At 72.3% G+C, this 25872-nt stretch carries 22 protein-coding genes; 10 read left to right on the forward strand and 12 right to left on the reverse strand.

Going from position 1 to position 25872, the window contains the following annotated elements; genetic code table 11:
• Positions 1-178 precede the first annotated feature (178 nt).
• From GTY67_RS14155 to GTY67_RS14165, 3 genes are all read left to right on the forward strand, one after another.
• Positions 179-1006 carry a DUF3558 domain-containing protein gene (locus GTY67_RS14155; protein WP_161278944.1) on the forward strand — a complete coding sequence of 276 codons (828 nt, stop codon included), beginning with the start codon at positions 179-181 and terminating at the stop codon, positions 1004-1006.
• A gap of 131 nt (positions 1007-1137) precedes the next feature.
• Positions 1138-1968: a DUF3558 domain-containing protein gene (locus tag GTY67_RS14160; RefSeq protein ID WP_161278945.1), complete on the forward strand. Its 831-nt coding sequence runs from the start codon at positions 1138-1140 to the stop codon at positions 1966-1968.
• Between the two features lie 181 nt (positions 1969-2149).
• Entirely contained in the window at positions 2150-3634 is a 1485-nt protein-coding gene (locus GTY67_RS14165; RefSeq protein ID WP_161278946.1) for a DUF2637 domain-containing protein, read from the forward strand.
• 93 nt (positions 3635-3727) lie between these two features.
• On the opposite strand, the gene lysS is transcribed toward GTY67_RS14165, so the two are convergent.
• The gene (gene lysS / locus GTY67_RS14170; RefSeq protein ID WP_161278947.1) at positions 3728-5494 is read right to left on the reverse strand and encodes a lysine--tRNA ligase; all 1767 of its coding nucleotides are present in this window, start codon (positions 5492-5494) and stop codon (positions 3728-3730) included.
• Positions 5495-5669: 175 nt separating this feature from the next.
• On the opposite strand from lysS, the gene argS reads away from it, so the two are divergent.
• Positions 5670-7442 carry an arginine--tRNA ligase gene (argS, locus tag GTY67_RS14175; RefSeq protein ID WP_093692140.1) on the forward strand — a complete coding sequence of 591 codons (1773 nt, stop codon included), beginning with the start codon at positions 5670-5672 and terminating at the stop codon, positions 7440-7442.
• An 85-nt stretch (positions 7443-7527) separates the two neighbouring features.
• Here the strand turns inward: argS and GTY67_RS14180 are convergent, their stop codons facing one another.
• Both GTY67_RS14180 and GTY67_RS14185 read right to left on the reverse strand, forming a co-directional pair.
• The gene (locus GTY67_RS14180) at positions 7528-7968 is read right to left on the reverse strand and encodes a hypothetical protein (protein WP_161278948.1); all 441 of its coding nucleotides are present in this window, start codon (positions 7966-7968) and stop codon (positions 7528-7530) included.
• 78 nt (positions 7969-8046) lie between these two features.
• Positions 8047-9294: a phospholipase D-like domain-containing protein gene (locus tag GTY67_RS14185; RefSeq protein ID WP_202461434.1), complete on the reverse strand. Its 1248-nt coding sequence runs from the start codon at positions 9292-9294 to the stop codon at positions 8047-8049.
• Positions 9295-9605: 311 nt separating this feature from the next.
• Here GTY67_RS14185 and GTY67_RS14190 point away from each other — a divergent pair, with 311 nt between their 5' ends.
• Together GTY67_RS14190 and GTY67_RS14195 are read left to right on the forward strand one after the other, a co-directional pair.
• A complete protein-coding gene (locus tag GTY67_RS14190; RefSeq protein ID WP_161278949.1) occupies positions 9606-11501 on the forward strand; it encodes a CoA transferase in 1896 nt (631 codons plus the stop codon).
• A 113-nt stretch (positions 11502-11614) separates the two neighbouring features.
• Positions 11615-12724, forward strand: a complete 1110-nt coding sequence (locus GTY67_RS14195) for an acyl-CoA dehydrogenase family protein (protein WP_161280083.1) — start codon at positions 11615-11617, stop codon at positions 12722-12724.
• 51 nt (positions 12725-12775) lie between these two features.
• Here GTY67_RS14195 and GTY67_RS14200 read toward each other — a convergent pair whose 3' ends face one another.
• Positions 12776-14149 carry a helix-turn-helix transcriptional regulator gene (locus GTY67_RS14200; protein ID WP_161278950.1) on the reverse strand — a complete coding sequence of 458 codons (1374 nt, stop codon included), beginning with the start codon at positions 14147-14149 and terminating at the stop codon, positions 12776-12778.
• A gap of 193 nt (positions 14150-14342) precedes the next feature.
• Between GTY67_RS14200 and GTY67_RS14205 the strand changes: the two genes are divergently transcribed.
• On the forward strand, positions 14343-15062 hold the full coding sequence (locus GTY67_RS14205; protein WP_161278951.1) for a DUF4232 domain-containing protein: 720 nt from the start codon (positions 14343-14345) through the stop codon (positions 15060-15062).
• A gap of 67 nt (positions 15063-15129) precedes the next feature.
• Here the strand turns inward: GTY67_RS14205 and GTY67_RS14210 are convergent, their stop codons facing one another.
• Positions 15130-15708 carry a dihydrofolate reductase family protein gene (locus GTY67_RS14210; RefSeq protein WP_161278952.1) on the reverse strand — a complete coding sequence of 193 codons (579 nt, stop codon included), beginning with the start codon at positions 15706-15708 and terminating at the stop codon, positions 15130-15132.
• 116 nt (positions 15709-15824) lie between these two features.
• Entirely contained in the window at positions 15825-16508 is a 684-nt protein-coding gene (locus tag GTY67_RS14215) for a DNA alkylation repair protein (protein ID WP_161278953.1), read from the reverse strand.
• A 103-nt stretch (positions 16509-16611) separates the two neighbouring features.
• Between GTY67_RS14215 and GTY67_RS14220 the strand changes: the two genes are divergently transcribed.
• Both GTY67_RS14220 and GTY67_RS14225 read left to right on the forward strand, forming a co-directional pair.
• Complete coding sequence (locus tag GTY67_RS14220; RefSeq protein WP_161278954.1) at positions 16612-17424, forward strand: DUF4253 domain-containing protein; 813 nt, start codon at positions 16612-16614, stop codon at positions 17422-17424.
• Positions 17425-17541: 117 nt separating this feature from the next.
• The gene (locus tag GTY67_RS14225; RefSeq protein ID WP_093692156.1) at positions 17542-18018 is read left to right on the forward strand and encodes a hypothetical protein; all 477 of its coding nucleotides are present in this window, start codon (positions 17542-17544) and stop codon (positions 18016-18018) included.
• A 7-nt stretch (positions 18019-18025) separates the two neighbouring features.
• Here GTY67_RS14225 and hemB read toward each other — a convergent pair whose 3' ends face one another.
• The 6 genes from hemB to GTY67_RS14255 form a co-directional block, all read right to left on the reverse strand.
• On the reverse strand, positions 18026-19033 hold the full coding sequence (gene hemB / locus GTY67_RS14230; protein WP_161278955.1) for a porphobilinogen synthase: 1008 nt from the start codon (positions 19031-19033) through the stop codon (positions 18026-18028).
• Positions 19034-19153: 120 nt separating this feature from the next.
• Positions 19154-20824, reverse strand: coding sequence for a bifunctional uroporphyrinogen-III C-methyltransferase/uroporphyrinogen-III synthase (locus GTY67_RS14235; RefSeq protein ID WP_093692160.1), 1671 nt, complete (start codon positions 20822-20824; stop codon positions 19154-19156).
• Positions 20821-21807, reverse strand: coding sequence for a hydroxymethylbilane synthase (gene hemC / locus GTY67_RS14240; RefSeq protein WP_093692162.1), 987 nt, complete (start codon positions 21805-21807; stop codon positions 20821-20823). The genes GTY67_RS14235 and hemC overlap by 4 nt, the downstream gene beginning before the upstream one ends.
• Positions 21804-23300 (reverse strand): glutamyl-tRNA reductase, encoded by a 1497-nt coding sequence (locus GTY67_RS14245; RefSeq protein ID WP_093692164.1) that lies wholly within the window; start codon positions 23298-23300, stop codon positions 21804-21806. Before GTY67_RS14245 ends, hemC begins: the two co-directional genes overlap by 4 nt.
• Entirely contained in the window at positions 23297-24064 is a 768-nt protein-coding gene (locus GTY67_RS14250; RefSeq protein ID WP_084747084.1) for a redox-sensing transcriptional repressor Rex, read from the reverse strand. The genes GTY67_RS14245 and GTY67_RS14250 overlap by 4 nt, the downstream gene beginning before the upstream one ends.
• 272 nt (positions 24065-24336) lie before the next feature.
• Positions 24337-24612: a glutaredoxin family protein gene (locus GTY67_RS14255; RefSeq protein WP_161278956.1), complete on the reverse strand. Its 276-nt coding sequence runs from the start codon at positions 24610-24612 to the stop codon at positions 24337-24339.
• A gap of 136 nt (positions 24613-24748) precedes the next feature.
• On the opposite strand from GTY67_RS14255, the gene GTY67_RS14260 reads away from it, so the two are divergent.
• Positions 24749-25693, forward strand: coding sequence for an HAD-IB family hydrolase (locus GTY67_RS14260; protein ID WP_093692168.1), 945 nt, complete (start codon positions 24749-24751; stop codon positions 25691-25693).
• The last annotated feature ends 179 nt before the right edge of the window (positions 25694-25872 follow it).

Genomic DNA, 25872 nt, shown 5'->3' on the forward strand with positions numbered 1-25872 from the left:
CTCGATTCCCCCGAGATTCCCCCGAAAAGACGGAAAGCGCAAAACCGGGCCCAAGGTCGGCAAACAAGTCGGCCGACCGGCATTCACAGCGGCGCGTGCGATACACATTGTGTCCATCGGCCGCCTCCGAGCGGCAACACGTTTTCCGTACCGAAGGGAGCCTGGGACGGTGCGACACATGGCGTACGTACCCGGCGTCGCGCTCCTCGCAGCGCTCGCCGTCGGCTGTAGCGCGGGCTCCGACGGCAGCACCAGCGACGCCGGCAGCAAGCCGGGCAGCCCCACCGTCACCACCGCGCCCCCGGGCAAGTACCGGACCCTGCCCGCGCCCTGCCGCGCCGTGCCGGGCTCCACGCTCAAGGACCTGCTGCCGGGCCTCGCGGAGCTGCCCCGGCAGCAGCAGGAGAGGGCGTTGCGGGGGTCGGCGACCATCACGTACGACACCGACCGCAAGGTCGGATGCAGCTGGAAGTCCGACGCCCCGGACTCCTCCCGGAACCTCTCGATCGACTTCGAGCGCGTGGTGTCGTACGACCCCGCCGTGAGCGACGACGACCTCGCCCGCGCCCTGTACGTGAAGAAGGAGAACGCGGCCGAGCTGCCGGGCTCCGCCACCCCGGGCGTGGCGCCGGAGAAGGGCGCGACGAAGAGTCCCGGGGAGGAGGACGCGAAGGGGAGCGGGAAGCCCGGCGACGGCCAGGGCCCGGCCGGCTCCTCGCCCTCCGCCTCCGGTTCCCCGGGCGCGTCCGGCTCCCCCGGCGAGGAGCTCCGGCCGCGGGTGCTCAACGGGCTCGCGGATGCCGCATTTCTGGACGATCTCCTCACCCGGGCAGGTTCCACCGCACAGCACCGCACGGTGAGCGTGGTATTCCGCACATCGAACGTGCTCGTGACCGTCCGGTACGGCGAGCAGCCGGCCCTCGTCACCAAGGTGCCCGACAGCAAGGAACTGCAGGACAAGGCCCAGGCACTGGCCCGGAAGCTGGCCGAGGTGATCAGCGAGTAGGGCCGGCCCCAGGGATCCCGGGCGGCCGGTCCGCGGGCCGCCCGGGTCCGTGACGGGGACGCGGCGGGGGCGCCGCCCGTCGTAACGTGGCACCACGAACGAGACCTCCGTGCCGTCCGAGTGAAGGAACCATGCACCGATCAGCTCCGCGACTGTCCCGCATACTCGCCTGCGCCGCCGTTCCGGTGATGCTCGTAGCCGCCGGCTGCTCCTCGGACTCCGGCTCCGGCTCCGAGGCCGAGAAGAGCGCGGGCTCGTCGTCGTCCGCCGCCGCCGAGCCGACGAAGCCCGCGGTGGAGCCGGCGAAGTTCACCGACCTGCCCGACGCGTGCTCCTCGATCGGGAAGAAGACCATCGAGGACCTGGTTCCCGACGCCAAGAAGAAGGGCGGCACCGCGGGCCGCTCCAGCGACCTCTCGGTGCGCGGCAGCTGCTCGTGGAACGGTCTGGAGGACAAGGGCGTCAAGGGCTCGCAGTACCGCTGGCTCTCCGTCTCCTTCACCCGCTTCGACTCGGACCAGTCGCTCGGCAGCGGCGCCGCGCGCGCCAACGAGGACTACACGAAGCAGGTCGCCAAGGAGAAGGCGAGCGAGGGCGCGCAGAAGGTCGCCGCCGCCGCTGCCCCCGGCATCGGCGACGAGGCCACGGCGGTCACGTACGGCCTCAACAAGACGGACGAGGACTTCGAGTACGCCACGGTCGTGGCCCGTACCGGCAATGTCGTCGTCACCCTGACGTACAACGGCGCGGGCTTCGCGGGGGCGAAGACCCCCTCCGCCGCGGACATCCTCAAGGGCGCCCAGAAGGCGGCGAAGGAGGCGGTCGGCAAGGTCGACGCCACCGCCGGTTCCGGCAGCGCGGAGGCCACCCCGTCGGCCGGGGATGCCAAGAAGGACGAGAGTAAGAAGGACGACAAGAAGGGCGACGAGAAGCCCGAGTCGGAGGCCACGCCCAAGTCGTGACCTGAGGCGGCCCGGAGCCTCGAACTCCCAGGCCACACAGCGTTCTTCCGGAGTCCGGCCCTCCACCGGGGGCCGGGCTTCACCCATCCCCGCGCAACGGCACTCGTACACATGTGCCAGGCTGTGCCAGCGCCGGACGTCGGATGCCGGACGGAGAGAAGAGTCGGGGAGGGGAGCGCCGGTGGCCGCCATGCAGCTGACACGCACGCACCGGGTACTCATCGGAGTCGTCGTCGCGGGTGCGGTGATCATCGCCGCGATCGGGTTCGCCGGCTCCTACGCGGCCGTGCGCGAGCTGGCCGAGGCCAAGGGGTTCGGCCAGTTCTCCCTGGTCTTCCCCATCGGCATCGACGCGGGCATCTGTGTCCTGCTGGCGCTGGACCTGCTGCTGACATGGATGCGCATCCCGTTCCCGCTGCTGCGCCAGACGGCGTGGCTGCTGACCGCCGCGACCATCGCGTTCAACGGCGCCGCCTCCTGGCCCGACCCGCTGGGCACCGCGATGCACGCGGTGATCCCGGTCCTGTTCGTCGTCTCCGTGGAGGCCGCCCGGCACGCGGTGGGCCGGATCGCGGACATCACGGCGGACAAGCACATGGAGGGCGTGCGCCTCACCCGCTGGCTGCTCTCCCCCATACCGACGTTCAAGCTGTGGCGGCGCATGAAGCTGTGGGAGCTGCGCAGTTACGAGCAGGTCATCAAGCTCGAACAGGAGCGGCTGATCTACCAGGCCCGCCTCCAGGCCCGGTTCGGCCGCAACTGGCGCCGCAAGGCACCGGTCGAGTCGATGATGCCGCTGCGGCTGGCGAAGTACGGCGTCCCGCTCGCCGAGACCGCCCCGGCCGGACTCGCCGCCGCCGGCATCGAACCGGCCCTGCTGCCGCCCGCCCCGAAGCCCCAACTCCCCTACGAGCCCCAGCGGGAGCAGGGCCGGGAGCAGAGCCAGGAGCACGGGTACGAGCAGGGGCGCGGGGAGCAGGTGCCGCAGCAGGAGCAGGCCCAGCAGCACCCGCAGCAGTCACAGCACCCGCAGCAGCAGCAGCAGCAGCCACAGCCGATGTCGCTCCAGAAGCAGGGGCCCCAGCAGCCTCAGCAGCAGCTCCAGGCGCAGGCCCAGCTCGCCGAGCAGACCCCCCAGGTGCCTCCCACCCACGACAGCCCCTGGTTCGCCGCCCAGAAGCTGCCGGAGGGCCCGCACGCGAGCGCGTACGACCCGCTCCACGCCGAGGGCCTGGAGCCCACCCCCGCCGCCGTCCCCCTGGGCCCCGGCCGCACCCGCCCCCTGGGCAACGTCGGCACGATCGGCGCGGTCCCGCACCCCCGCCGGGACGAACCCCAGGAGGGCCCGGAGCCCGTACAGCAGCCGGAGCCCGTGCCGCAGGCCGCCGATGAGGAGCCGCCCGCCGTGCCCGCCCCCGGCCCCGAGGACGCGCCGCAGCTGGAGGAGTGGTCCCAGGAGGACAACGACTTCGCCGACCGCGCGTACGAGGAGTTCAGCGCGTACACGGACGAGGTGGGTGAGTACCCGAACATCGAAACCCTCGACATCCACCTGGCCGACCGGCGCAATGTGCACCACCCGCGCTCGACCCAGCTGCTCCAGGACCTGATGCCGCAGTTCAAGGACCTCTACACGCAGCGCGCGACGGCCGACCAGAGCGCCTGACACGGAACGTACGTACGGACGGACAGACAGACGAAAGGGCCGCTGCCCGGGAACTACTACTCCCGGGCGGCGGCCCTTTCCGTGTCTACCGCGCTACGCGCCCAGCAGCCTGCGCACCCGGTCCGCCCCCACCGCGAGCAGCAGCGTGGGCAGGCGGGGCCCCGTGTCGCGGCTGACGAGCAGCCGGTAGAGCAGGGCGAAGAAGGAGCGCTGGGCGGCCTTCAGCTCGGGCGTCGGCTTGGCGTCCGGCTCAAGGCCCGCCAGCACCTTCGGCACGCCGTAGACGAGCGTGGTGAGCCCGTCCAGCGACCAGTGCTCGTCCAGCCCTTCCAGGAGGAGGCGCAGCGACTCGCGGCCCTGGTCGTCCAGGGAGCCCAGCAGCTCCTTGTCGGGCTCGTCCCGGACGATGGTGCGGGCCTCGGCCGGGACCTGGGTGGTGATCCAGTTCTCGGCGCGGTCAAGGCGCGGGCGCGCCTCGTCCAGCGAGGTCAGCGGGTTCTCCGGGTCCAGCTCGCTGAGGATGCGCAGCGTCTGGTCCTCGGCCCCGGCGGTGATGTCGGCGACCGAGGCGAGCGTCCGGTACGGGAGCGGGCGCGGGGTGCTGGGAAGCTCCCCGGCCGCCGTGCGGACGGCCCGCGAGTACGCGGCGGCGTCGGCGGGCAGCACCGTGCCGTCGGCGACCTTGCGGCCCAGCGAGTCCCACTCGTCGTACAGCCGCTGGATCTCCTGGTCGAAGGCGATCTTGAACGACTGGTTGGGCTTGCGGCGGGCGTAGAGCCAGCGCAGCAGCGGCGCCTCCATGATCTTCAGCGCGTCGGCCGGGGTGGGGACCCCGCCCTTGCTGGAGGACATCTTGGCCATGCCGGAGATGCCGACGAAGGCGTACATGGGCCCGATGGGCTGCACACCGCCGAAGACCTCGCGGACGATCTGGCCGCCGACGACGAAGGAGGAGCCGGGCGAGGAGTGGTCGACGCCGCTGGGCTCGAAGATCACACCCTCGTACGCCCAGCGCATCGGCCAGTCGACCTTCCACACCAGCTTGCCGCGGTTGAACTCGTTGAGCCGGACCGTCTCGGCGAAGCCGCACGCCGAGCAGGTGTAGTTCAGCTCGGTGGTGTCGTCGTCGTAGGAGGTGACGACGGTGAGGTCCTTCTCGCAGTTGCCGCAGTAGGGCTTGTACGGGAAGTAGCCGGCGCTGTTGCCGCTGCCGTCGTCCTCGTCGGCGGCGCCGGAGCCCTCGGCGGCCTCCAGCTCGGCCTCGTCGACCTTCTTCTGCTGCTGCGGCTTCTTCTTCTGGGACGCGTTCGCGGCCGCCGGGTCCTTCTTGGTCCGGTAGCGGTCCAGTACGGCGTCGATGTCGGCGCGGTGCTTCATCGCGTGCAGGACCTGCTCGCGGTAGGTCCCCGCGGTGTACTGCTCCGTCTGGCTGATCCCGTCGTACTCGACGCCCAGCTCGTCCAGGGCGGCCGTCATGGCGGCCTTGAAGTGCTCGGCCCAGTTCGGATACGCCGATCCGGCCGGGGCGGGCACCGAGGTCAGCGGCTTGCCGATGTGCTCGGCCCAGGTCTCGTCGACCCCGGGAACGCCGTTGGGCACCTTGCGGTAGCGGTCGTAGTCGTCCCAGGAGATCAGGTGGCGCACGGTGTACCCGCGGCGGCGGATCTCGTCGGCGACCAGGTGCGGGGTCATGACCTCGCGGAGGTTGCCGAGGTGGATCGGGCCCGACGGGGACAGGCCGGAGGCGACGACGACCGGTTTGCCAGGCGCACGACGCTCCGATTCGGCGATGACATCGTCCGCGAAGCGGGAGACCCAGTCGGTCTCGGTGCTGGTCTGACTCTCGGCCACGGTCGGCACGTCCTTCTCTCGTCTGTCGGTCCCAATGGGTTGCCGACCATTCTCCCAGCTACCCCCCGCAGCGCGAAAACGGCTTTGTGCCGGGGTGAACGGCTCTCCGCCGGGCGTAAACCGCTTTACACCCCGTGGGATACTGGGGAGATCCCTTGAACCCCTACGGAAACGGCAGCCAGCCATGGCCTCGGTCCCTTCCCTCGCTTCCACGCTCCAGCAGCAGCTGGCGGACGCCCTGACGGCAGCTCTGCCGGATGCCGGCACCGCGGACCCGCTGCTGCGCCGAAGCGACCGGGCCGACTTCCAGGCCAACGGCATCCTGGCGCTCGCCAAGAAGCTCAAGGGCAACCCGAGGGAGCTGGCCGGCCAGGTCACGGCCGCCCTCCCGGCGGGCGAGCTGATCCAGGACATCGAGGTCTCCGGCCCCGGCTTCCTCAACATCACGCTCGCGGACCGGGCGATCATCGAGACGCTGGCCGCCCGGGCCGCCGACGCCGAGGGCCGCCTCGGCGTGCCGGTGGCCGCGGACGCCGGGAAGACCGTCATCGACTACGCCCAGCCGAACGTGGCCAAGGAGATGCACGTCGGCCATCTGCGGTCGGCGGTCATCGGTGACGCGATGGTCCGGATCCTGGAGTTCACCGGCGAGGACGTGGTCCGGCGCCACCACATCGGCGACTGGGGCACCCAGTTCGGCATGCTCATCCAGTATCTGATCGAGCACCCGGGCGCCCTGAAGCACGAGGGTGACGCGGCGGACGGCGAGGCGGCGATGTCGACGCTGAACCGGGTCTACAAGGCGTCGCGTGTCCTGTTCGACTCCGACGAGGAGTTCAAGGCGCGCTCGCGGGACCGGGTGGTGGCACTCCAGGCGGGCGATCCGGAGACGCTGGAGCTGTGGCAGGGCTTCGTCGACGAGTCGAAGATCTACTTCCACTCGGTCTTCGACAAGCTGGACATGGAGATCCGCGACCCCGACATCGTCGGTGAGTCCGGCTACAACGACATGCTGGAGGAGACCTGCCGGATCCTGGAGGAGACGGGTGTCGCCGTCCGCTCCGAGGGTGCGCTGTGCGTGTTCTTCGACGATGTGAAGGGCCCGGACGGCAACAAGGTCCCGCTCATCGTGAAGAAGACGAACGGCGGCTACGGCTACGCGGCGACCGACCTCTCCGCGATCCGGAACCGGGTCCAGGAGCTGAAGGCCGACACCCTGCTGTACGTGGTGGACGCCCGGCAGTCCCTGCACTTCAAGATGGTCTTCGAGACGGCCCGCCGGGCGGGCTGGCTGAACGAGGACGTCAAGGCCGTGCAGCTCGCGTTCGGCACGGTGCTCGGCAAGGACGGCAAGCCGTTCAAGACCCGTGAGGGCGAGAGCGTGCGGCTGGAGGACCTCCTCGACGAGGCGGTCTCCCGGGCCACGGCGGTCGTGCGGGAGAAGGCCGGGAAGGTGGGGCTCTCCGAGGACGAGATCGTGGAGAACGGCCGGTACGTCGGCATCGGCGCCGTGAAGTACGCGGACCTGTCGACCTCCGCCGTGCGGGACTACAAGTTCGACCTGGACCAGATGGTGTCGCTGAACGGCGACACGTCGGTGTACCTCCAGTACGCGTACGCGCGTATCCAGTCGATCCTGCGCAAGGCGGGCGACGCGGTCCCGGCCGCCCACCCGGAGCTGGCGCTGGCCCCGGCGGAGCGCGCGCTCGGCCTGCACCTGGACCAGTTCGGCGAGGTGCTGGGCGAGGTCGCGTCCGGTTACGAGCCGCACAAGCTGGCCGCGTATCTGTACCAGCTGGCCTCGCACCTGACCACGTTCTACGACCAGTGCCAGGTGCTCAGCCCGGACAACGCGCCCGAGGTCGTCGAGAACCGGCTCTTCCTGGTGGACCTCACCGCCCGAACCCTGCACCAGGGCATGGCGCTGCTCGGCATCCGGACGCCCGAGCGGCTCTGACCGCGTAAGAGGTACGTGACCGGCCCCGGCACCCCCCACAGGTGCCGGGGCCGGCCCCGTACATACGCACGTCTCTACGAGGCCGTCACTGCGGGCGGCCCAGCGCCCACCCCGACACGTCCGAGAGCCGTCCGCGCCACAGCGGCAGCGAGACCGCGCTCATCGCGCCGCCGAGCAGCGTCACGTCCCGCAGATGGATCCAGCGCGGCAGCCGGGCCGTCTCCGCGCCCTGCTCCTGGCCCCGCATCTCCCGTACGCCCTGGTCGACGGTCTCCGGGAACTCGGCCAGCAGGTTGGCGCCCTCGCCCTCGACCTGGCGCAGGCTCCTGGACCACTCGGCCTTCCACTGCTCGTGGCCGATCACATCGCCGTGCAGCAGACCGCCGGGGTGGGTGAGGGTGAGGGGCAGGCTGGAGCGCGGATCCTCGTCCAGGAGCTGGATGAGCAGCTGGAGCTGGAGGTCGGGCAGGGGCTCGGTGATCACTGCGGCTGCCGGTGCCGGCGAGGTGTCGGCTGAGACGCTCATGGGCCCTTCCCTTCACAAGACGGACGCTGCTCTCCCCGCCTGCCCGGTCAGCCCCCGGGCACACACGCGGATGTGGCCTCAGAGATAGCGGCGGATCGGCACGACGGCCGCTTCCCGCACCCGCTGGAGCACATCGCGCCGCTTCCACCGGCCGCGTTCGATCAGCACGCTCTTCTCACGGTCCTCGTCGAAGTGGGCGTCCAGCGCGTCGGTGAAGTCGCAGTCCATCACCGCGAGCATGACCTCCTCGTCGTGGTCGAGGGAGCGCCGGTTGAAGTTGGTGGAGCCGATGAGCGAGGCGACCCGGTCGATGGTGACGGTCTTGGTGTGCATCATCGTCGGCTGGTACTGGTAGATCTTCACCCCGCACTCGGTCAGCTCCTCGTAGTGGCGCTGCCCGGCGAGCTGGCAGACCCGCTTGTCGGTGTGCGGGCCCGGCAGCAGGATCTCGACCTCCACCCCGCGCCGGGCGGCGGCGCAGAGCAGCCCGGTGAAGTAGTCGTCGGGCGCGAAGTAGGCGGTGGTGAGGCGGATGCGCTCCTCGGCGGATTCGAGGACGACCCGGATCAGGGTCTGCATGTCCTGCCAGCCGAAGGAGGACGAGCCGCGCACGACCTGGACGACCGCGTCACCGTGGTGGTCGGCCTCCACGAACCGGTCGCGCTCGTCGAAGAGTTCCTCCTGGCACTCGGCCCAGTTCTGCGCGAAGGCGGCGGCCAGCCCGTCGACGGCGGGGCCGCGCACCTGCACATGGGTGTCCCGCCACTCGTTCTCGTCGCGCGCGTCGCCGCACCACTCCTCGGCTATGCCGACGCCGCCGGTGAACGCGGTGGACTCGTCGGTGATGAGGACCTTGCGGTGGCAGCGGTGGTTCTGCTTGAGCGGCGAGAGGTAGAGCGGCTTCCTGAACCAGGCGACGGTCACCCCGGCCTCGTCCATCATGTCCAGCTGGTCCTTCTCGATCAGCCGGGAGCCGAAGCCGTCCAGCATCAGCCGGACCCGGACGCCGGCGCGGGCCCGGTCGGCGAGCGCCTCGGCGAACTCGTGGGCGATGTCGCCCCGCCAGTAGACGAAGGTCATCATGTCGACGGTGTGCTCGGCGGACCGGATCGCCTTGAGCATCGCGCCGAAGATCTGATCCCCGTTGCGGAGCGGGAGCAGCGAGTTCCCCTCGGTGGCCGCGATCCCGATCAGCCGCTCCAGCCTGCGTCTGAGCCGCAGGGAGCGCTTCTCGCACACGTCCGGGTCGATTTCTTCCCGCGTACGCGGCTCCGAGCGGTCGCTCGGCCGTTCGGCTCGTTCGGAGGCTTCGGCTATGCCGGACATCGGTCACCTGGGGGTACGGGGGTGGGGCGGCCCGCTGTCCGGAGCGTCGCCGCACCGGGACGGGCTGCCAGGGCGTCGGAGACTGTACTCCTCGGTACGGGCATGGCTCGGCCCCACTCCACCCTTCGGGCCCGCCTCGTCCCAACTCCCCCGCCGCGCGGCCTGATCCGGCCGAAACCCTCCACCTGGCCGCCAAGATGAGTATGGTTAGCCTAACCTAACTAAACGGCTCGTCTCCGGTCGTCCGAAACGTGCCGCCCCGCCCCCGGACGCCCACCACCGGACCGCACCGGCCCACCCCGGAGGACCCGTTGACCTCAGCGCCACCGCTCTCCCCGCTCACCACCAGCGAAGCCCTCCCCCTCGACGGCCACCTCGTCCACCTGCCACCCGCCCCGCCCGCAGGCCTCGCCACGGCGACCGAGGTCGTCCGCGACCACCTCACCCGGCTCGGCGCCCGCTTCGGCCCCGACGCCGGACCCTGGCACGGGAGCGGGAGCCCCCACACCGCGCACGACCGGTACGCCACGGCCGGCCCGGAGACCGTCATCGGCCTCGGCGGCCCGCACCACTCCCGGGGGACGGACCTGACGCTGCGGGGCTGGCCCGCCGGGGACCCGACGCCCTTCGACGAGACCACCGCCCAGGCGGCGACCGGACTGATGGCCCTCCACGGCCGGGCCAACGGCGGCCCCCGCCCCCTCGGCGTGGACTACCTCTCCACCCTCGCCGGGACCGTCGCCACCCAGGCCCTGCTGGCCGCCGCCCTCTCCGGCCTGCGCGGCACCCCGGTCCGCTCGGCCCGGGTCAGCGTGGCGGAGGCGGCCCTCTTCTCGCTGGGGCCGTACGTGGCCGCCGCGACGGCCGGGGACGAGCCGGAGGACACCCCCAGCCCGCCCTACCGCCGTGCCGCCCGGCCGCCGTTCCTCTCGGCCGACGGGGTGCGGTTCGAGGTGGAGGCGCTCGAAGTGCAGCCCTGGCGCGACTTCTGGAGGGCGGTCGGCGCCCCCGCCAAGGACATCGCCAACAGCTGGCGGGCCTTCTCCGCACGCTCCTCGCGGGCCGCGTCCCCGCTGATCACGACGCTGGCCCAGTGCGCGGCCCGCCACCGCTACGCCGATCTCCTCCTCCTCGCCGAGCGGACCGGGATGGGCATCTGCGCCCTGCGCACGCTCGCGGACCGGCGCGCCGACAGCGACGTACGGTACGACGACGACCCCTGGGAGCTGCGCGAACTCCCCCGGGACGAGGACGGCGGCCTGCCGGTACCCCCGTACACCTCCTCCCGCCCCCACACCGGCTTCCCGCAACTCCCCCTCGGCGGGCTGCGCATCGTCGAGTCCACCCGGGGCGTCCAGGGCCCGCTGGCCACCTCCGTACTCCAGGCGCTCGGCGCCCACGTCATCCGGATCGAACAGCCGGGCGGCGACCCGGCGCGCGGGGCTGCACCGCTCGCGGGCGGTGTCTCGGCCCGGTTCGCGGCGCTCAACGCGGGCAAGGAGGTCCGCGAGACCGACATCCGTACGGCGGCGGGGCGCCGCGCGGTCGCCGAGACCGTGGCGGAGGCGGACGTCTTCCTGCACACCTGGGCGCCGGGCGAGGCGGCCCGGCTCCGCCTCGACGAAGCCGACCTGGCCCGCGCCCGCCCCGGGCTGATCTACGCCTGGGACCGCGCGCCCGACGGGCCGCGCCCGCCGTGGACCGACCCCATGGTCCAGGCGTGGTCGGGGGTCGCCGACACCGTACGGACGCCCGAGGGGACCCCGGCCCCCTCGCTGGTGACCCTGCTGGACATCCTGGGCGGCCACCTGGCGGCCGAATCGGTCCTGGCGGCCCTGCTGGCCCGCGAGTCCGGGGCGGCGACCGGCCGGCTGCGCGTCGACTCCTCGCTGCTCGGCGCCTCCCGGGTGCTGCTGCGGCCCCTGCTGCGCGGCCTGGACGAGAGCCCGGGGACGCCGCCTTCAAAGGCCGGCCTCGTCGCCCCGACCGCCGACGGCCTGATCGCGGTCGGAGCGGGCGCCGGTACAACCCCGGCCGAGCTCGCCACCGAGCCCTCCGCCACCTGGCTCAAGCGGTTCCACGCGGCCGGGGTCCCGGCCCGTGAGGTGGTCACCGACATCGCCTCGCTCCCCCAGGACTCCGCGCTCTCTCCGTACTTCACCCACGACGGCTGCGCCCGGCCCACACCCCCCTGGAGCTTCTCGTGACCGCCGCCACCGCTTCCGTACGGACAGACGCACCGCCCACCGAGGGCGGCCCTGGGCCGCAGCCCACCGATGCCGTACCCGCCGACCCGCAGCACACCGAGGACCGCCTCCGCCTGCCCGCCCCTGTCCCCGCCCTCTCGCACGACGAGGCGGTCGCCGCCGCACGGGCGATCGCGCCCCGGCTCGCGGCGTACGCGGCCGAGGCCGACCGGCTGCGCACCCTGCCCGCCGAGGCCGTCCGGCTCCTGGACGACGCCCGCCTCTTCGACGTCCTGACCCCGCGCGTCTGGGGCGGCGGCGGGCTCGGCTTCGCCACCGCCCTCCTGACCACGGAGGAGCTGTCCCGGGGCTGCGCCTCGGTGGGGTGGCTGCGCGCGGTCATGGGCGGCAACACCTGGACCGTGGCCCAGTTCCCCATGGAGGCCCGCCAGGAGGTGTTCGCCGCCCCCTCCAGCCGCGTCGCCCTACAGCTGAAGCTCGCCGGGCCGCCCGCCCACCGCGTCCCGGGCGGCTATCTGCTGCGCGGGATGTGGGGCCGCTTCTGCTCCGGCATCGACCACGCCGAGTGGATCGTCGCCGGGGTGAGCGCCCCGCCCGCCCCCGGCGCCGAACCGGAACCCCACGTCCTCCTCCTCCCGCAGGAGCGGACCGTGGGCATCGACGACTGGCACACCAGCGGCCTGCGCGGTACGGGCAGCCGCTCGTTCACGGTCCCCGAACTCCTCGTCCCCGAACACCGCGTGCTCCCGCTCAGCGCCCTCGACCCGGTCAACCCCTCGCCCCACGGCCGCCCGAGGACGACCCCGTACCGGATGGCGTTCGCGGCCGTCGGCACGGTGGCGCTCGCGGGCGTCCTCCTGGGTGCGGCACGGGCGGCCCTGGACGCCTACGCGGGCTCCCCGGGGGGCAGCGGTGCCGGACGCCTCGACGTGTCCGCGCTCACCGCCACGGTGGACACCGCACGGGCGCTGCTCCTCACGGACCTGGAGGTCCTCGCCGCCTCCTCCGCCCCGGGCGGCACCCCGGAGGAGCGGGCCCGGACGCGCCGGGACATCGCGTACGCGGGGACGCGGTGCCGGGAGGTCGTCAACGCGGTGTACGAGGCGTCCGGTTCGGCCGTGATCTACGACGACGCGCCGGTCCAGCGGATCTGGCGCGATGCCAACGCCGCCGCCCAGCACCCGACGTTCGACCTCCGCCGCTGGGGCACGACGCCCTCATGAACGGGGGCGGGCCGCTGCCACGGACAGCGGCCCGCCCCTCCCCCGGCCTCCTCAACCCGCCAGATACGGCTCCCACTTCACCTCGTCGTTGCCGTACGTGTACATCGGCCGCCCCCGCATCCCGCTCGTACGGAACGGCTTCCCGTGGTCGTCGATCCGCAGCATCCCCTCACGCCCGCCGCTGCTCCACTTCAGCTCCAGGTACCAGGTGACGTCGTACCCGGTGGTCTTCATGTCGAGGTTGAACACCTCCACGTCCTCGGAGGTCACCTTGAACGGGAAGGGCCGGGCCGGGAGCGTCCGGTCGTCCTGCGTCCCCGGCACGGGGGTGACGACCGGGTGCCCGGCATCCAGGTCGGAGGCGAACGTCTGGGGGGAGATGCCGCTGCCGCAGCCGTTCCCCATCAGATACGCCGACCAGGGCAGCGGAGCCTGGCGGGACACCACCCGCACGAACAGGCCCTTGAGGACGACCGCCTCGCGCGCGGTTCCCTGCACGGTCAGCTGGAGGAGCGCGTTCCCGCCCTCGACCCCGCCGTACTTCCGCGCCCAGCCGCGCCGGTCCTGCGGAGGAGGAGGCGGATCGATGCCCTCCGGCCCCCGGTCCACCAGGTAGAACTGCCCGCAGGGCTCCTCCCAGTTGTACGAGGAGATGGTGACGGCCGGGGGCGCGCCGAGGCCGGTACCGCCGCCCTGGGACTGCTTCGTACCGGAGCCGCCAGGTGCGCCGGGCTCCGCCGGGGGCGCGGTGGACGGGGTGCCGGGCGGCGCGGACGGGGAGGCGCTCACCGAGGGGGAGTCGGAGGGCCGGGGGTCGGTGGCGGTGGGCGGCACGAAGGTGTAGTCGTCCGCCCGGACGCCCCGGCCAGGCGCGGCCGCGCCGTCCTCCGCCCGAGACCCGACGAGGTCGGCGGCGACGACGCCGGCGGGCACCAGGAGGGCGGCGACCCCGGCAGCGGCGATGAGCACCCGCGTACGCCGGGAGAGCCGGGCCCAGGGGGAGCGGCCGCCCGCACCCTCGGCGGACGGCTCAACCGTGGCGACAACGGGAGGCACGGGCACGGGCTCAGGCTCGGGCACAGGTGCGGTTACCGGCTCGGGCGCGGACACCGGCGCGGGTGCCGCCGGAACCGGAACCGGCCCCACCGCCTCCGCTCCCGCACCCGCCGGCGGCCGCCGCCGGGCCGCGTCCGCCACGATCCACCGCCGGTGCACCTCCACCAGCTCGTCCCCCGCCGCCCCGCACAGCCGGGCGAACCTCTCGACCGGGGCGTACTCGTTCGGCACCGCGTCACCGTTGCAGTAGCGGTGGAGGGTCGACGTGCTGACGTGCAGTCTCCCCGCCAGCACCCCGTAGCTACGCCCCGAACGGCCCTTCAGTTCCTTCAGCAGGGCCGCGAAATGCTCGGCCTCCGGCGTCGCCACGACGGCGTTCCCCTCCTTGGTCCGTCCCGGAACGGCGTTCCAGGGACGCGGAATTCCCGCAGGTCACCGTATGCGTAGACGTTCCAGCGTCCCCAATGGTTCGCCAGGCGTTGCGGCCGGAATCGGCCACCCCACAAGCTCGGACCAGACCGCAGCAGCAACCGCCCTACCGAACACGGGGAGTACCACCGCCATGCGCACCAACCGCATCCGCACCACCGCGCTCGCCGCCACCGCACTCGTGGCCGCCCTCTCACTGACCGCCTGCGGCGGGAACGAGGGCACGAAGAGCGCAGGCCCGGCCCCGGCCGCCGCGAGCACCGACAGCGGCACGACGGAGTCCACGACCCCGGAGACGGCGGAATCACCCGCTCCGCAGAGCGAGGCCCCCGCCGGGAGCGCCTCCACCCCCGCCCAGGGCAAGCACGCGGGCGGCAACGGCAACAGCGCCGCCCAGAGCGCCAAGGGGACGGCGGCCCAGGACCCCGGCCCGGTCCGCACCGCCTGCACGGCCGCGAACACCAAGGTGACGGTCACCAAGGTGAGCCGCCCGATCAACCACCTGCTGCTCACGCTGAAGAACACCGGCAGCGGCTTCTGCAACGCCTACTACGCGCCGCGCCTCGGCTTCGACGGCGCCCAGTCCGTCTTCCGGATCCTGGAGGACAGCAAGCCGCAGGCCGTGACCACGCTCGCGCCCGGCGAGGAGGCGTACGCGGGCATCGCCCTCACCGGCGAGCCCGGCCAGGGCAAGGTCTACAAGAGCAAGAACCTGTCCGTGCACTTCGCCAAGCGCGACAACTCGACGTACGACACCCCCGTCAACCTGAAGCTCCCGTCCGAGACCCACTGGGACGACAACGGCTTCGTCACCTACTGGCTGTCGGACCGGGCGGACGCCCTCATGTACTGACGCCGCGTCGCCTACAGAGGCTGACGCGTGACCTGTAAGTACAGTTCACGCGTCAGCCTCTGCCGCATCACGCGTCGGCCGGTGCCGGATCCGTCTCGTACCGCAGGAGCACCACACCGTTGCCGAACGTCCGGGACGCCAGGAGCCGCAGCCCCTGCCGGTCCTCCGCGTCCCCGAAGAAGGGGCGGCCCCGGCCGATGAGGACGGGGTGGACGTAGATGCGGTACTCGTCCACGAGGTCCAGCCGCCGGAACGTCTCCACCAGGTCCGCCCCGCCGACGATCAGGTCCCCGGGGGCCGCGTCGCGCACCGCGCACACCTGGTCGCGGTCCACCTCGCGCAGCAGGGTCGCCCCCGGCCCCACGCTCTCCAGCGTCCGGGAGTACACGTACTTCGGCATGTCCCGCCAGATGCCCGCGAACTCGGCCATCGGCCCTTCGTTGGCGGGGTCCTGATCGGCCGTCGGCCAGAACTCCTCCATCTGGAGGTAGGTGACGCGCCCTTCGAGGAAGGCGCCCGCCGTGCGGAAGGTGTCGTTGAAGTGCTGATGCAGCTCCTCGTCGACGAGGCCCCAGTCGATCCCCCCGTCGGGGTCCTCGAAGAAGCCGTCGAGGGAGACCGAGATGGACGAGACGATCTTGTTCATGGAACCACCCACAGAGGTCGCCGGAACAGGCCACCGCGACGATACGCGCGCTCCGGCCGAACGGCCCTCCTGTGGAGCCGGGTCAGGCGATGTCACCCGTACGTCACGCGCTCCGCCTACTTCGCGGCCGGCTGCTCCTCCTGCCTGCGGACCATCTCGGCGATCCACGCGGGCGCGTACGGCGAGGTGCAGTTCGGCGGGGCCGGGTAGTCCTTGAGCACCTCCAGGCGCTCACCGATGGCGATCGCGCGGGCGCGGTGCTGCGGGTGCTTGATGCCGATCTGGGCCAGGCAGTGGTTCATCGCCCACTGGAGGCGGTCCGGAGCGTCCTTCATCTCCGCCTCGACGGTGTCCAGCAGCCCGGCCAGGTCGAGGCCTTCGGGCTTCTTCGCCACCCGCTCGGTCGTCAGCGCCCACCCGGCGCTCGCCACCACGGGGTCGGGGTCCTCGGTCCAGGCGAGGCGCAGCTCCTCGGCGTGCGGGCTCTTCTTCACGATGTAGTTGACGAGCCAGTCGTGCACCTTGGGGGCGCGCGCCTCGCGCAGCATGGTGTCCAGCTCGTCGCGGCCGTAGGCCTTCGGCCGCGAGATCAGGACCGCCAGGAGCCGGGCCGCCGTGTCGTCCGTCGCCCAGAGTTCGCGGGCGAGGTCCTGCTGGGTCTTCAGCCGCTTGGCGAGGGCGCGCAGCTTGCCGAGGTGGACGCCGTGGTCGTCGCCGTGCCTCTCGTTGACCGCGCGCATCTTCGGGTCGTCGAGACCGGCCAGCTCGGCCATGACCTGCGCCGTTGTCATCCCGGTCATCCCGGCCTCCTCTCCGTCGCGGAAGTTCCACCCTAGGCCCGGGCCCGCCCCCTCGCCCCTGGCCGCCCGGGCGTTGTCAGTGGGGCCGCCTAAGGTCTCCTCCATGGCGACGCTCCCGAACCTTCTGCCCTCCCTGGCCTCCTCCGGCCTGGACCTCCCGCCCGGCTCCCTGGTGGACGCCACGCTGGACGGCCCCTGGCACGAACCGCTGCTCTGGTACGCGGACGGGCCCGCCGCTCCCCGTGACTGGACGGCCCTGCGGACGGCCGGGCGGCGGCTGGGGCTGCTGCCGGTGCTGGTCAGCGGGGGCTCGCGCGGCCAGTGGCCCGAGGAGTGGGACCTGTGCCCGGACGCGACGACGTATCCGGGCGACCACGACGCCGACGAGGTCCTGGCGGGGTACTGGGCGGATGACGCGGACGACGAGGTGGGCTCCGGCGACGGCACGGAGCGCTCCTCCGACCCCTGGCCCGGCCTCGCCCCGGCCCCGGCGGAGGAGTCCGGTGAGGACCCGGACGAGGCGGCCGCCGGGCTCGCGGGCGTGATCACGGCCGACCCGGACAGCTGGCTCGGCGGAGCCCGGATGGCGCTCGTCCCGGCCCGCCGCAGCGCCGACATACCGGCCGCGATCGGCTGGTCGGGCCCGGTGAACCACGAGAACGACGTGGCCCGGCTCTGCGCGGTGCTCCGCTCCTGGGAGGACCGCTACGACGTGCGGGTCGTGGTGCTGGGCTTCGACACGATGATCGTCTCCGTGGGCCGCCCGCCGACCACCCTGGCCGAGGCCCGCGCGCTGGCCGCCGAGCACTACGCGTTCTGCCCGGACAACATCGACCAGTCCCCGCCCTACGACCTGGACGCGTACGCCGAGAAGCACGTCCTCGACCAGGAGGTGTGGTCGTTCTGGTGGGACTGACCCGGGCCTCAGCAGGGTGAAGGCGCGGTGGCGGTCGCCGTACCCGCCACCGCCGTGGTCACTTTCGTAGCATTCATGGCACAGGTCGACTGGCCCTGACAGAAAGTGTCCACCCCCATGAACGACACGAACCCTCCGACCACGGCAGCCGCGGCAGCGGCCGAGGCCGCCGAACGCCTGATAGCCGAGTACCGCGCACTGCCCCCGGGCAGTGACCGCAAGCGCGAGATCATCACCGAGCTGGACGCCAACGCGCAGGCGCTGCCGTTCCTCGTCTCGGTGGTCGCCGACGCCGAGGAGTACGACCTCGCCCGCGTGGAGAGCGCCACCGTCCTGCGGGTCTGGCCCCCGGACGACCCCGACCTCCGCCGCCGCGCGGGCCGCGCCCTGCTCACCGCCCTGCGGGAGCCGGAGGAGGACCTGGTCCGCCAGTACGCGGCGATGTCCCTGGCGCCCTACACCTCGGACCCGCTCGTCGCGATGGCCCTGGACTCCACCGCCCGCGCGGACCAGGACCCGCTCGTACGGGACAGCGCCCGGTTCTCCATCAAGGAGGCCCACCGGCTCCAGGAGACCGGAGCCGGCGGCCCCTGAGAGCCGCTCAGACCCTGCCCTGTCCTCCGAGCCACTGGGCGGCCTCGGTCGCCCAGTAGGTGAGGATCATCTGCGCCCCGGCCCGCCGGATCCCGGTCAGGCTCTCCAGGATCGCCTTGTCCCGGTCGATCCAGCCCTTCTCGGCGGCGGCCTCGATCATCGCGTACTCGCCGCTGATCTGGTACGCCGCGACCGGCACGTCCACCGACTGAGCGACCTTGGCGAGGATGTCCAGATACGGTCCGGCGGGCTTCACCATGACCATGTCGGCGCCCTCCTCCAGGTCCAGCGCCAGCTCCCGCAGCGACTCCCGGGCGTTGGCCGGGTCCTGCTGGTAGGTCTTGCGGTCGCCGGTGAGCGAGGAGCCGACGGCCTCACGGAAGGGGCCGTAGAAGGCGGAGCTGTACTTGGCGGAGTAGGCGAGGATCGACACGTCCTCGTACCCGGTCTGGTCCAGGGCGTCCCGGACGACGCCGACCTGGCCGTCCATCATGCCGCTGGGGCCGACCACATGGGCTCCGGCGTCCGCCTGGACCTGGGCCATCTCCGCGTACCGCTCCAGGGTCGCGTCGTTGTCCACCCGGCCGTCGGCCGTCAGGACCCCGCAGTGGCCGTGGTCGGTGTACTCGTCCAGGCACAGGTCCGACATGACGACCAGGTCGTCGCCGACCTCCTCGCGCACCGCCCGCAGCCCGAGCTGGAGGATGCCGTCCGGGTCGGTGCCCGCCGTGCCCCGGGCGTCCTTCTTCGCGTCCTCCGGCACCCCGAAGAGCATGATCCCCGAGACCCCGGCCGTCACCGCCTCGACGGCCGCCTTCCGCAGGGTGTCCAGGGTGTGCTGGTGCACGCCGGGCATGGCCGAGATGGCGACCGGGGCGTCGATGCCCTCCCGTACGAACGCGGGCAGGATCAGGTTCGCCGGGTCGAGACGGGTCTCGGCGACCATCCGCCGCATCGCCGGGGTCGTCCGCAGCCGCCGGGGGCGGGAGCCGGGGAAGTTTCCGTACGCAGTCATCCTTCGACGATAGACCCGCCCCCATCGCCCTCTTACCGACACCCGCGCCGGAAAAGGCCCCGGAAAAGGCGGTGGGCCCGGCCGCCGAAGCGACCGGGCCCACCCACCTGCGTAACTCTGCTACGTCGTCGTCCGGCGCCTGCGCGCACCCGGGCGCCGCTCGCTCGGCCGGGTCACCGGGTCGCCGGCCTCCTTCGCCGCGTCCCGCCGCTGCGCGCCGAAGGCGGAGAGCGCCTCGGCGAGCTTGTGCACGGACGGCTCCGGGGACAGGACGTCCACGCGCAGCCCGTGCTCCTCGGCGGTCTTCGCCGTGGCCGGGCCGATACACGCGATGACGGTCACGTTGTGCGGCTTGCCCGCGATGCCGACCAGGTTGCGCACCGTCGAGGACGAGGTGAACAGGACCGCGTCGAAGCCGCCGCCCTTGATCGCCTCGCGGGTGTCGGCCGGCGGCGGCGAGGCGCGGACCGTGCGGTACGCGGTGACGTCGTCGACCTCCCAGCCCAACTCGATGAGCCCGGCCACCAGGGTCTCGGTGGCGATGTCGGCGCGCGGCAGGAACACCCGGTCGATCGGGTCGAAGACCGGGTCGTAGGGCGGCCAGTCCTCCAGCAGCCCGGCGGCGGACTGCTCACCGGAGGGCACCAGGTCCGGCTTCACCCCGAAGTCGACCAGCGCGGCGGCGGTCTGCTCGCCGACGGCCGCGACCTTGATCCCGGCGAAGGCGCGGGCGTCGAGACCGTACTCCTCGAACTTCTCCCGGACCGCCTTGACCGCGTTGACGCTGGTGAAGGCGATCCACTCGTAGCGCCCGGTGACCAGGCCCTTGACCGCGCGCTCCATCTGCTGGGGCGTACGCGGCGGTTCGACGGCGATCGTCGGGACCTCGTGCGGCACCGCACCGTAGGAACGCAGCTGGTCGGAGAGCGACGCGGCCTGCTCCTTCGTCCGCGGCACGAGCACCTTCCAGCCGAACAGCGGCTTGGACTCGAACCACGCGAGCTGGTCGCGCTGGGCGGCGGCACTGCGCTCACCGACCACGGCTATGACCGGCCGGTGCCCCTCCGGGGAGGGCAGCACCTTGGCCTGCTTGAGCGTCTGGGCGATCGTCCCGAGGGTCGCCGTCCAGGTGCGCTGGCGGGTGGTGGTGCCCGCGATCGTCACGGTGAGCGGGGTGTCGGGCTTGCGGCCCGCCGAGACCAGCTCACCGGCGGCGGCCGCGACCGAGTCCAGCGTGGTGGAGACGACGGCGGTCGCATCGCTCGCGCCGACCTCGCTCCAGCACCGGTCGGAGGCGGTACGGGCGTCGACGAAGCGCACGTCGGCGCCCTGCGCGTCACGCAGCGGCACCCCGGCGTACGCGGGCACGCCGACGGCGTTGGCGACACCCGGGACGACCTCGAAGGGCACCCCGGCGGCGGCGCAGGCGAGCATCTCCGCGCCCGCGTCGCCGTCCAGGCCCGGGTCGCCCGCGACAGCACGGACCACCCGCCTGCCGCCCTTCGCTGCCTCCATGACAAGATTGGCCGCATCCCTGAGAACGGGTACTCCGGCGGCTGTTGACGCCACGTCAACAACCGTCAGCTCAGGCGTGCTTACGCCTGCCCGCGCATGGCCGCGAACGACGTCGAGAACGTCCGGTTCGGCGACAAGGACGTCCGCGCTCGCAAGCGCCTCGACGGCGCGCAGCGTCAGCAGTCCCGGGTCGCCGGGACCAGCGCCGAGGAAGGTGACCTGACCTTGTGGGGACAGGGCAGGAAAGTCGGATACGGCGGGGCCGGTGGGGCTCAAAGTGCTCGCTCCCCCATAAGACCGGCCGCACCCTTGGCGAGCATCTCGGCCGCGAGTTCGCGACCGAGGGCCGCCGCGTCGTCGTGCGACGTGGGGACGGGACCGGTGGTGGACAGCTGCACCAGCGAGGAACCGTCGGTGGAACCGACGACTCCGCGCAGGCGCAGTTCGTTGACAACCTGTCCGTCGACCAGGAGGTCGGCCAGCGCACCCACAGGTGCGGAGCAGCCGGCCTCCAGGGCGGCGAGCAGGGCACGTTCGGCGGTCACGGCGGCCCGGGTGTACGGGTCGTCGAGCTCGGCGAGCGCGGCGGCGAGGTCGGCGCTGGTCGCAGCGCACTCGATCGCCAGTGCTCCCTGGCCGGGAGCGGGCAAAACGGTGTCGACCGGCAGGAAGTCGGTCACCTCACCGGTACGGCCCAGACGGCTGAGCCCGGCCGCGGCGAGAACCACCGCGTCCAGCTCCCCGTCCCGCACGAACCCGATGCGCGTGTCGACGTTGCCCCGGATGGGGACGGTCTCGATCCGCAGGCCGTGCGAGCGGGCGTACGCGTTGAGCTGCGCCATCCGGCGCGGCGAACCGGTGCCGATGCGGGCGCCGTCGGGCAGCTGCTCGAAGGTCAGCCCGTCGCGGGCCACCAGCGCGTCGCGCGGGTCCTCGCGCTGCGGCACGGCGGCCAGCACCAGCTCGTCCGGCTGGGAGGTGGGGAGGTCCTTGAGCGAGTGGACGGCGAAGTCCACCTCGCCCCGCAGCAGCGCCTCGCGCAGGGCCGCGACGAACACGCCGGTGCCGCCGATCTGCGCCAGGTGCTCGCGGGAGGTGTCCCCGTACGTGGTGATCTCGACGAGCTCCACGGCGCGCCCGGTCACCTCGCGGACCGCCTCGGCCACGAGGCCGGACTGGGCCATGGCCAGCTTGGAGCGCCGGGTGCCCAGCCGGAGCGGCGCGGAGCTCCGCGCGCCCGGCGATGAGTTGTCGGTCATGACCGCCCTCTATTCGGGTCGTTCAGGTCTGCCCGGGAGACGGCGGCCACCGTCTGCGGGTCGAGGTCGAAGAGTTCGCGCAGCGCGTCCGCGTACCCGGCACCGCCGGGCTCGCTGGCCAGCTGCTTGACCCGCACGGTGGGCGCGTGCAGGAGTTTGTCGACGACGCGGCGCACGGTCTGGGTGATCTCGGCGCGCTGTTTCTCGTCCAGGTCGGGGAGGCGGCCGTCCAGCCGGGCGATCTCGCCGGCGACCACGTCGGCGGCCATGGTGCGCAGGGCGACCACGGTCGGGGCGACATGGGCGGCGCGCTGGGCGGCGCCGAAGGCGGCCACCTCGTCGGCGACGATCGTGCGCACCTGGTCCACGTCGGCGGCCATCGGGGCGTCGGCCGAGGCGTCGGCGAGCGACTCGATGTCGACGAGGCGGACCCCATCGATGCGGTGGGCGGCGCCGTCGATGTCGCGCGGCATGGCGAGGTCGAGGAGGGCGAGCTTCACCGGTCCGGTGGACTGCGCGGGCAGCGTGACGCGGCGCGGCGCGGCGGCCGGGGCGGAGGTGGCGGAACCGTTCTCCACCCAGGCGGCGTGCTGGTCGACATCGGCAGGGGCCGGGGCGGCCGTCACGGTCTCCGGCTCGGCCGGGGTGTCCAGGGTGACGCCGAGGGCGTCGGCCAGGGCGTCGGCGGTGAGGACGAGGCCGGTGGCGCCGGTGCAGGAGACGACGACGTCGGCACGTGTCAGTTCGTCACCGACCGCCGACATCTCGACTGCGTGCGCGCGGACGGTGGTGTCGTCGCCCTGCTGGAGGATCTCCACCAGCCGGTCGGCGCGGGAGCGGGTCCGGTTGGCGACGACGATCTCGGCGACGCCGGTACGGGCCAGGGTGGCGGCGGCCAGCGAGGACATGGAGCCGGCGCCGATCACCAGGGCGCGCTTGCCCTGGGCCCACAGGCCCGGGTCGGCGCCGGCGGCGAGCTGCTGGAGTCCGAAGGAGACGAGCGACTGCCCGGCCCGGTCGATCCCGGTCTCGCTGTGGGCGCGCTTGCCGACCCGCAGGGCCTGCTGGAAGAGGTCGTTCAGCAGCCGTCCGGCGGTGTGCAGCTCCTGGCCGCGCGCGAGCGCGTCCTTGATCTGGCCGAGGATCTGGCCCTCGCCGACGACCATCGAGTCCAGTCCGCAGGCCACCGAGAAGAGGTGGTGGACGGCGCGGTCCTCGTAGTGCACATAGAGATACGGAGTGAGCTCGTCCAGCCCGACGCCGCTGTGCTGGGCGAGCAGGGTGGAGAGCTCGGCGACGCCCGCGTGGAACTTGTCCACGTCCGCGTACAACTCGATGCGGTTGCAGGTGGCCAGCACGGCGGCCTCGGTCGCGGGTTCCGCGGCGAGGGTGTCCTGGAGCAGCTTGGCCTGGGTGTCGGCAGCGAGGGAGGCCCGCTCCAGTACGGAGACGGGGGCGCTGCGGTGGCTCAGTCCGACGACGAGGAGGCTCATGCCGGCATCACGGCGGGCATGTCCCCGTCGGGTCCCTTCCGGCTCGCGGGCGTGGCACGCATCGGCGGGGCCTCGGGGTCCTCGCCCTCCACGGGCGCGTCCTCACCGGCCTTGCGCTGCTCGTGGAACGCCAGGATCTGCAATTCGATGGAGAGGTCGACCTTGCGTACGTCGACGCCCTCGGGCACCGAGAGGACGGTCGGCGCGAAGTTCAGGATGGAGGTCACTCCGGCGGCCACGAGCCGGTCGCAGACCTGCTGGGCGGCGCCGGGCGGGGTGGTGATTACGCCGATGGACACACCGTTGTCGCTGATGATCCGGTCCAGGTCGTCCGTGTGCTGGACGGCGATCCCGGCCACCGGCGTACCGGCCATGGCGGGGTCGGCGTCGATCAGCGCGGCGACCCGGAAGCCGCGGGAGGCGAAGCCGCCGTAGTTGGCGAGGGCCGCGCCGAGGTTGCCGATGCCGACGATGGCGACCGGCCAGTCCTGGGTGAGGCCGAGCTCGCGGGAGATCTGGTAGACGAGATACTCGACGTCGTACCCGACACCGCGGGTGCCGTAGGACCCCAGGTAGCTGAAGTCCTTGCGCAGCTTCGCGGAGTTGACCCCGGCCGCGGTGGCCAGCTCCTCGGAGGAGACCGTGGGAACGGATCGCTCGGAGAGCGCGGTGAGTGCGCGCAGGTACAGCGGAAGTCGGGCGACGGTGGCCTCGGGAATTCCTCGGCTACGGGTCGCCGGTCGGTGAGTTCGGCCAGTTGCCACGGTGCTCCTGCGGGATGAGCGGGGCTGCAGGCGGCCGTATGTCCCAAGACCGCCCCGTCGAATGCAGGCTATGTCTTTGTGAACGCGTGCACAAAGATGGTGTCCGTTTTGTCCGGTCAAAGTGACCGGGGTCACGCACATTGCCCGTGCGATCCCGGAACCAGGGACCGCATCGGCCCGTTGCAGCCTCGAAGGGGGCAAAGCGGTACACACTCCTCACGTCCACTCCCCCGAGACCACTCAAAACGCCCATGATGTTAACCGCGTTCCGCTCAGGCCCCCAGTGCCTTGCGCAGCCTCGCCGGGTCCACCCGCCAGAACGTGTGCTGTTCGCCATCGATCAGCACCACCGGAATCTGCTCCCAGTACAGCTTGTACAGCTCCTCGTCCTCGGTGATGTCCTTCTCCACCCACGACGCACCGGTCTCCTGACAGACCTCGCTCACCACCGCCCGCGCGTCCTCGCACAGATGGCAGCCGGGCTTGCCGACCAGGGTGACCACCCGCTCGGCGGGCTTCTTCTTCGTACGGCGCAGCAGAGGACTCATGCCTCTCATTCTGCGCCCGTCCACCGCACCGGCGGACCGCCCGGAATCGCCCGATTAACGAATCGTCCCCGCAGAGTTCACGCCACCGCATCCCGGCAGGTCGGGCACGTACCGGCGGACTGGCTATGCTCACCGCATGGCCGCTCTTGGATGGCTCACACCCCGTAGGCGTTCCGCGACTGCACGGAGCGTCCTGGCAGGCGAGGCCGCGGCCGAGGCCGCACGGAAGACCTCGGCCGAGGACGAATCCGCCCTTCTGACCAGAGCTCCTGAAGAGGCGCCCGAGGAGCCCGCGTTCCCCGTCGCCGGGGACGACCGCGCCGCCGCCTTCTTCGACCTCGACAACACCGTCATGCAGGGCGCCGCGATCTTCCACTTCGGCCGGGGCCTGTACAAGCGGAAGTTCTTCGAGCGCCGCGAACTCACCCGGTTCGCCTGGCAGCAGGCCTGGTTCCGGCTGGCCGGCGTCGAGGACCCCGAGCACATGCAGGACGCCCGCGACAGCGCCCTGTCCATCGTCAAGGGCCACCGCGTCTCCGAGCTGATGTCCATCGGCGAGGAGATCTACGACGAGTACATGGCCGACCGCATCTGGCCCGGCACCCGCGCCCTGGCCCAGGCCCACCTGGACGCCGGCCAGCGCGTCTGGCTGGTCACCGCCGCCCCCGTCGAGACGGCCACCATCATCGCCCGCCGCCTGGGCCTGACCGGCGCGCTCGGCACCGTCGCCGAATCGGTCGACGGCGTCTACACCGGCCGCCTGGTGGGCGAGCCCCTGCACGGCCCCGCCAAGGCCGAAGCCGTACGTGCCCTGGCGGCGGCCGAGGGCCTGGACCTGGAGCGGTGCGCCGCCTACAGCGACTCGCACAACGACATCCCGATGCTCTCGCTGGTCGGCCACCCCTACGCGATCAACCCGGACACCAAGCTCCGCAAGCACGCCCGCGCCCTGGACTGGCGGCTGCGCGACTACCGCACCGGCCGCAAGGCGGCCAAGGTCGGCATCCCCGCCGCGGCCGGGGTCGGCGCACTGGCGGGCGGCACCGCCGCGGCCCTCGCCCTGCACCGCCGCCGCCGCTGACCGCGACCCACGCAACAGGCTGTGCCCGTCAACCGGGCGCCAGGCGGTAGAGCGACAGATCACGAAGCAATCCGATCAATAAGTGGTCACGATGTGCTGCCCGATGCGTCACTTAGCGATACAAGAAACGACGTAATCGGTGATTTAGACAACTGGGTGTAGCGCCGCCTGCACGAAGC

The sequence above is a fragment of the Streptomyces sp. SID8374 genome, assembly GCF_009865135.1.
GTDB lineage: Bacteria > Actinomycetota > Actinomycetes > Streptomycetales > Streptomycetaceae > Streptomyces.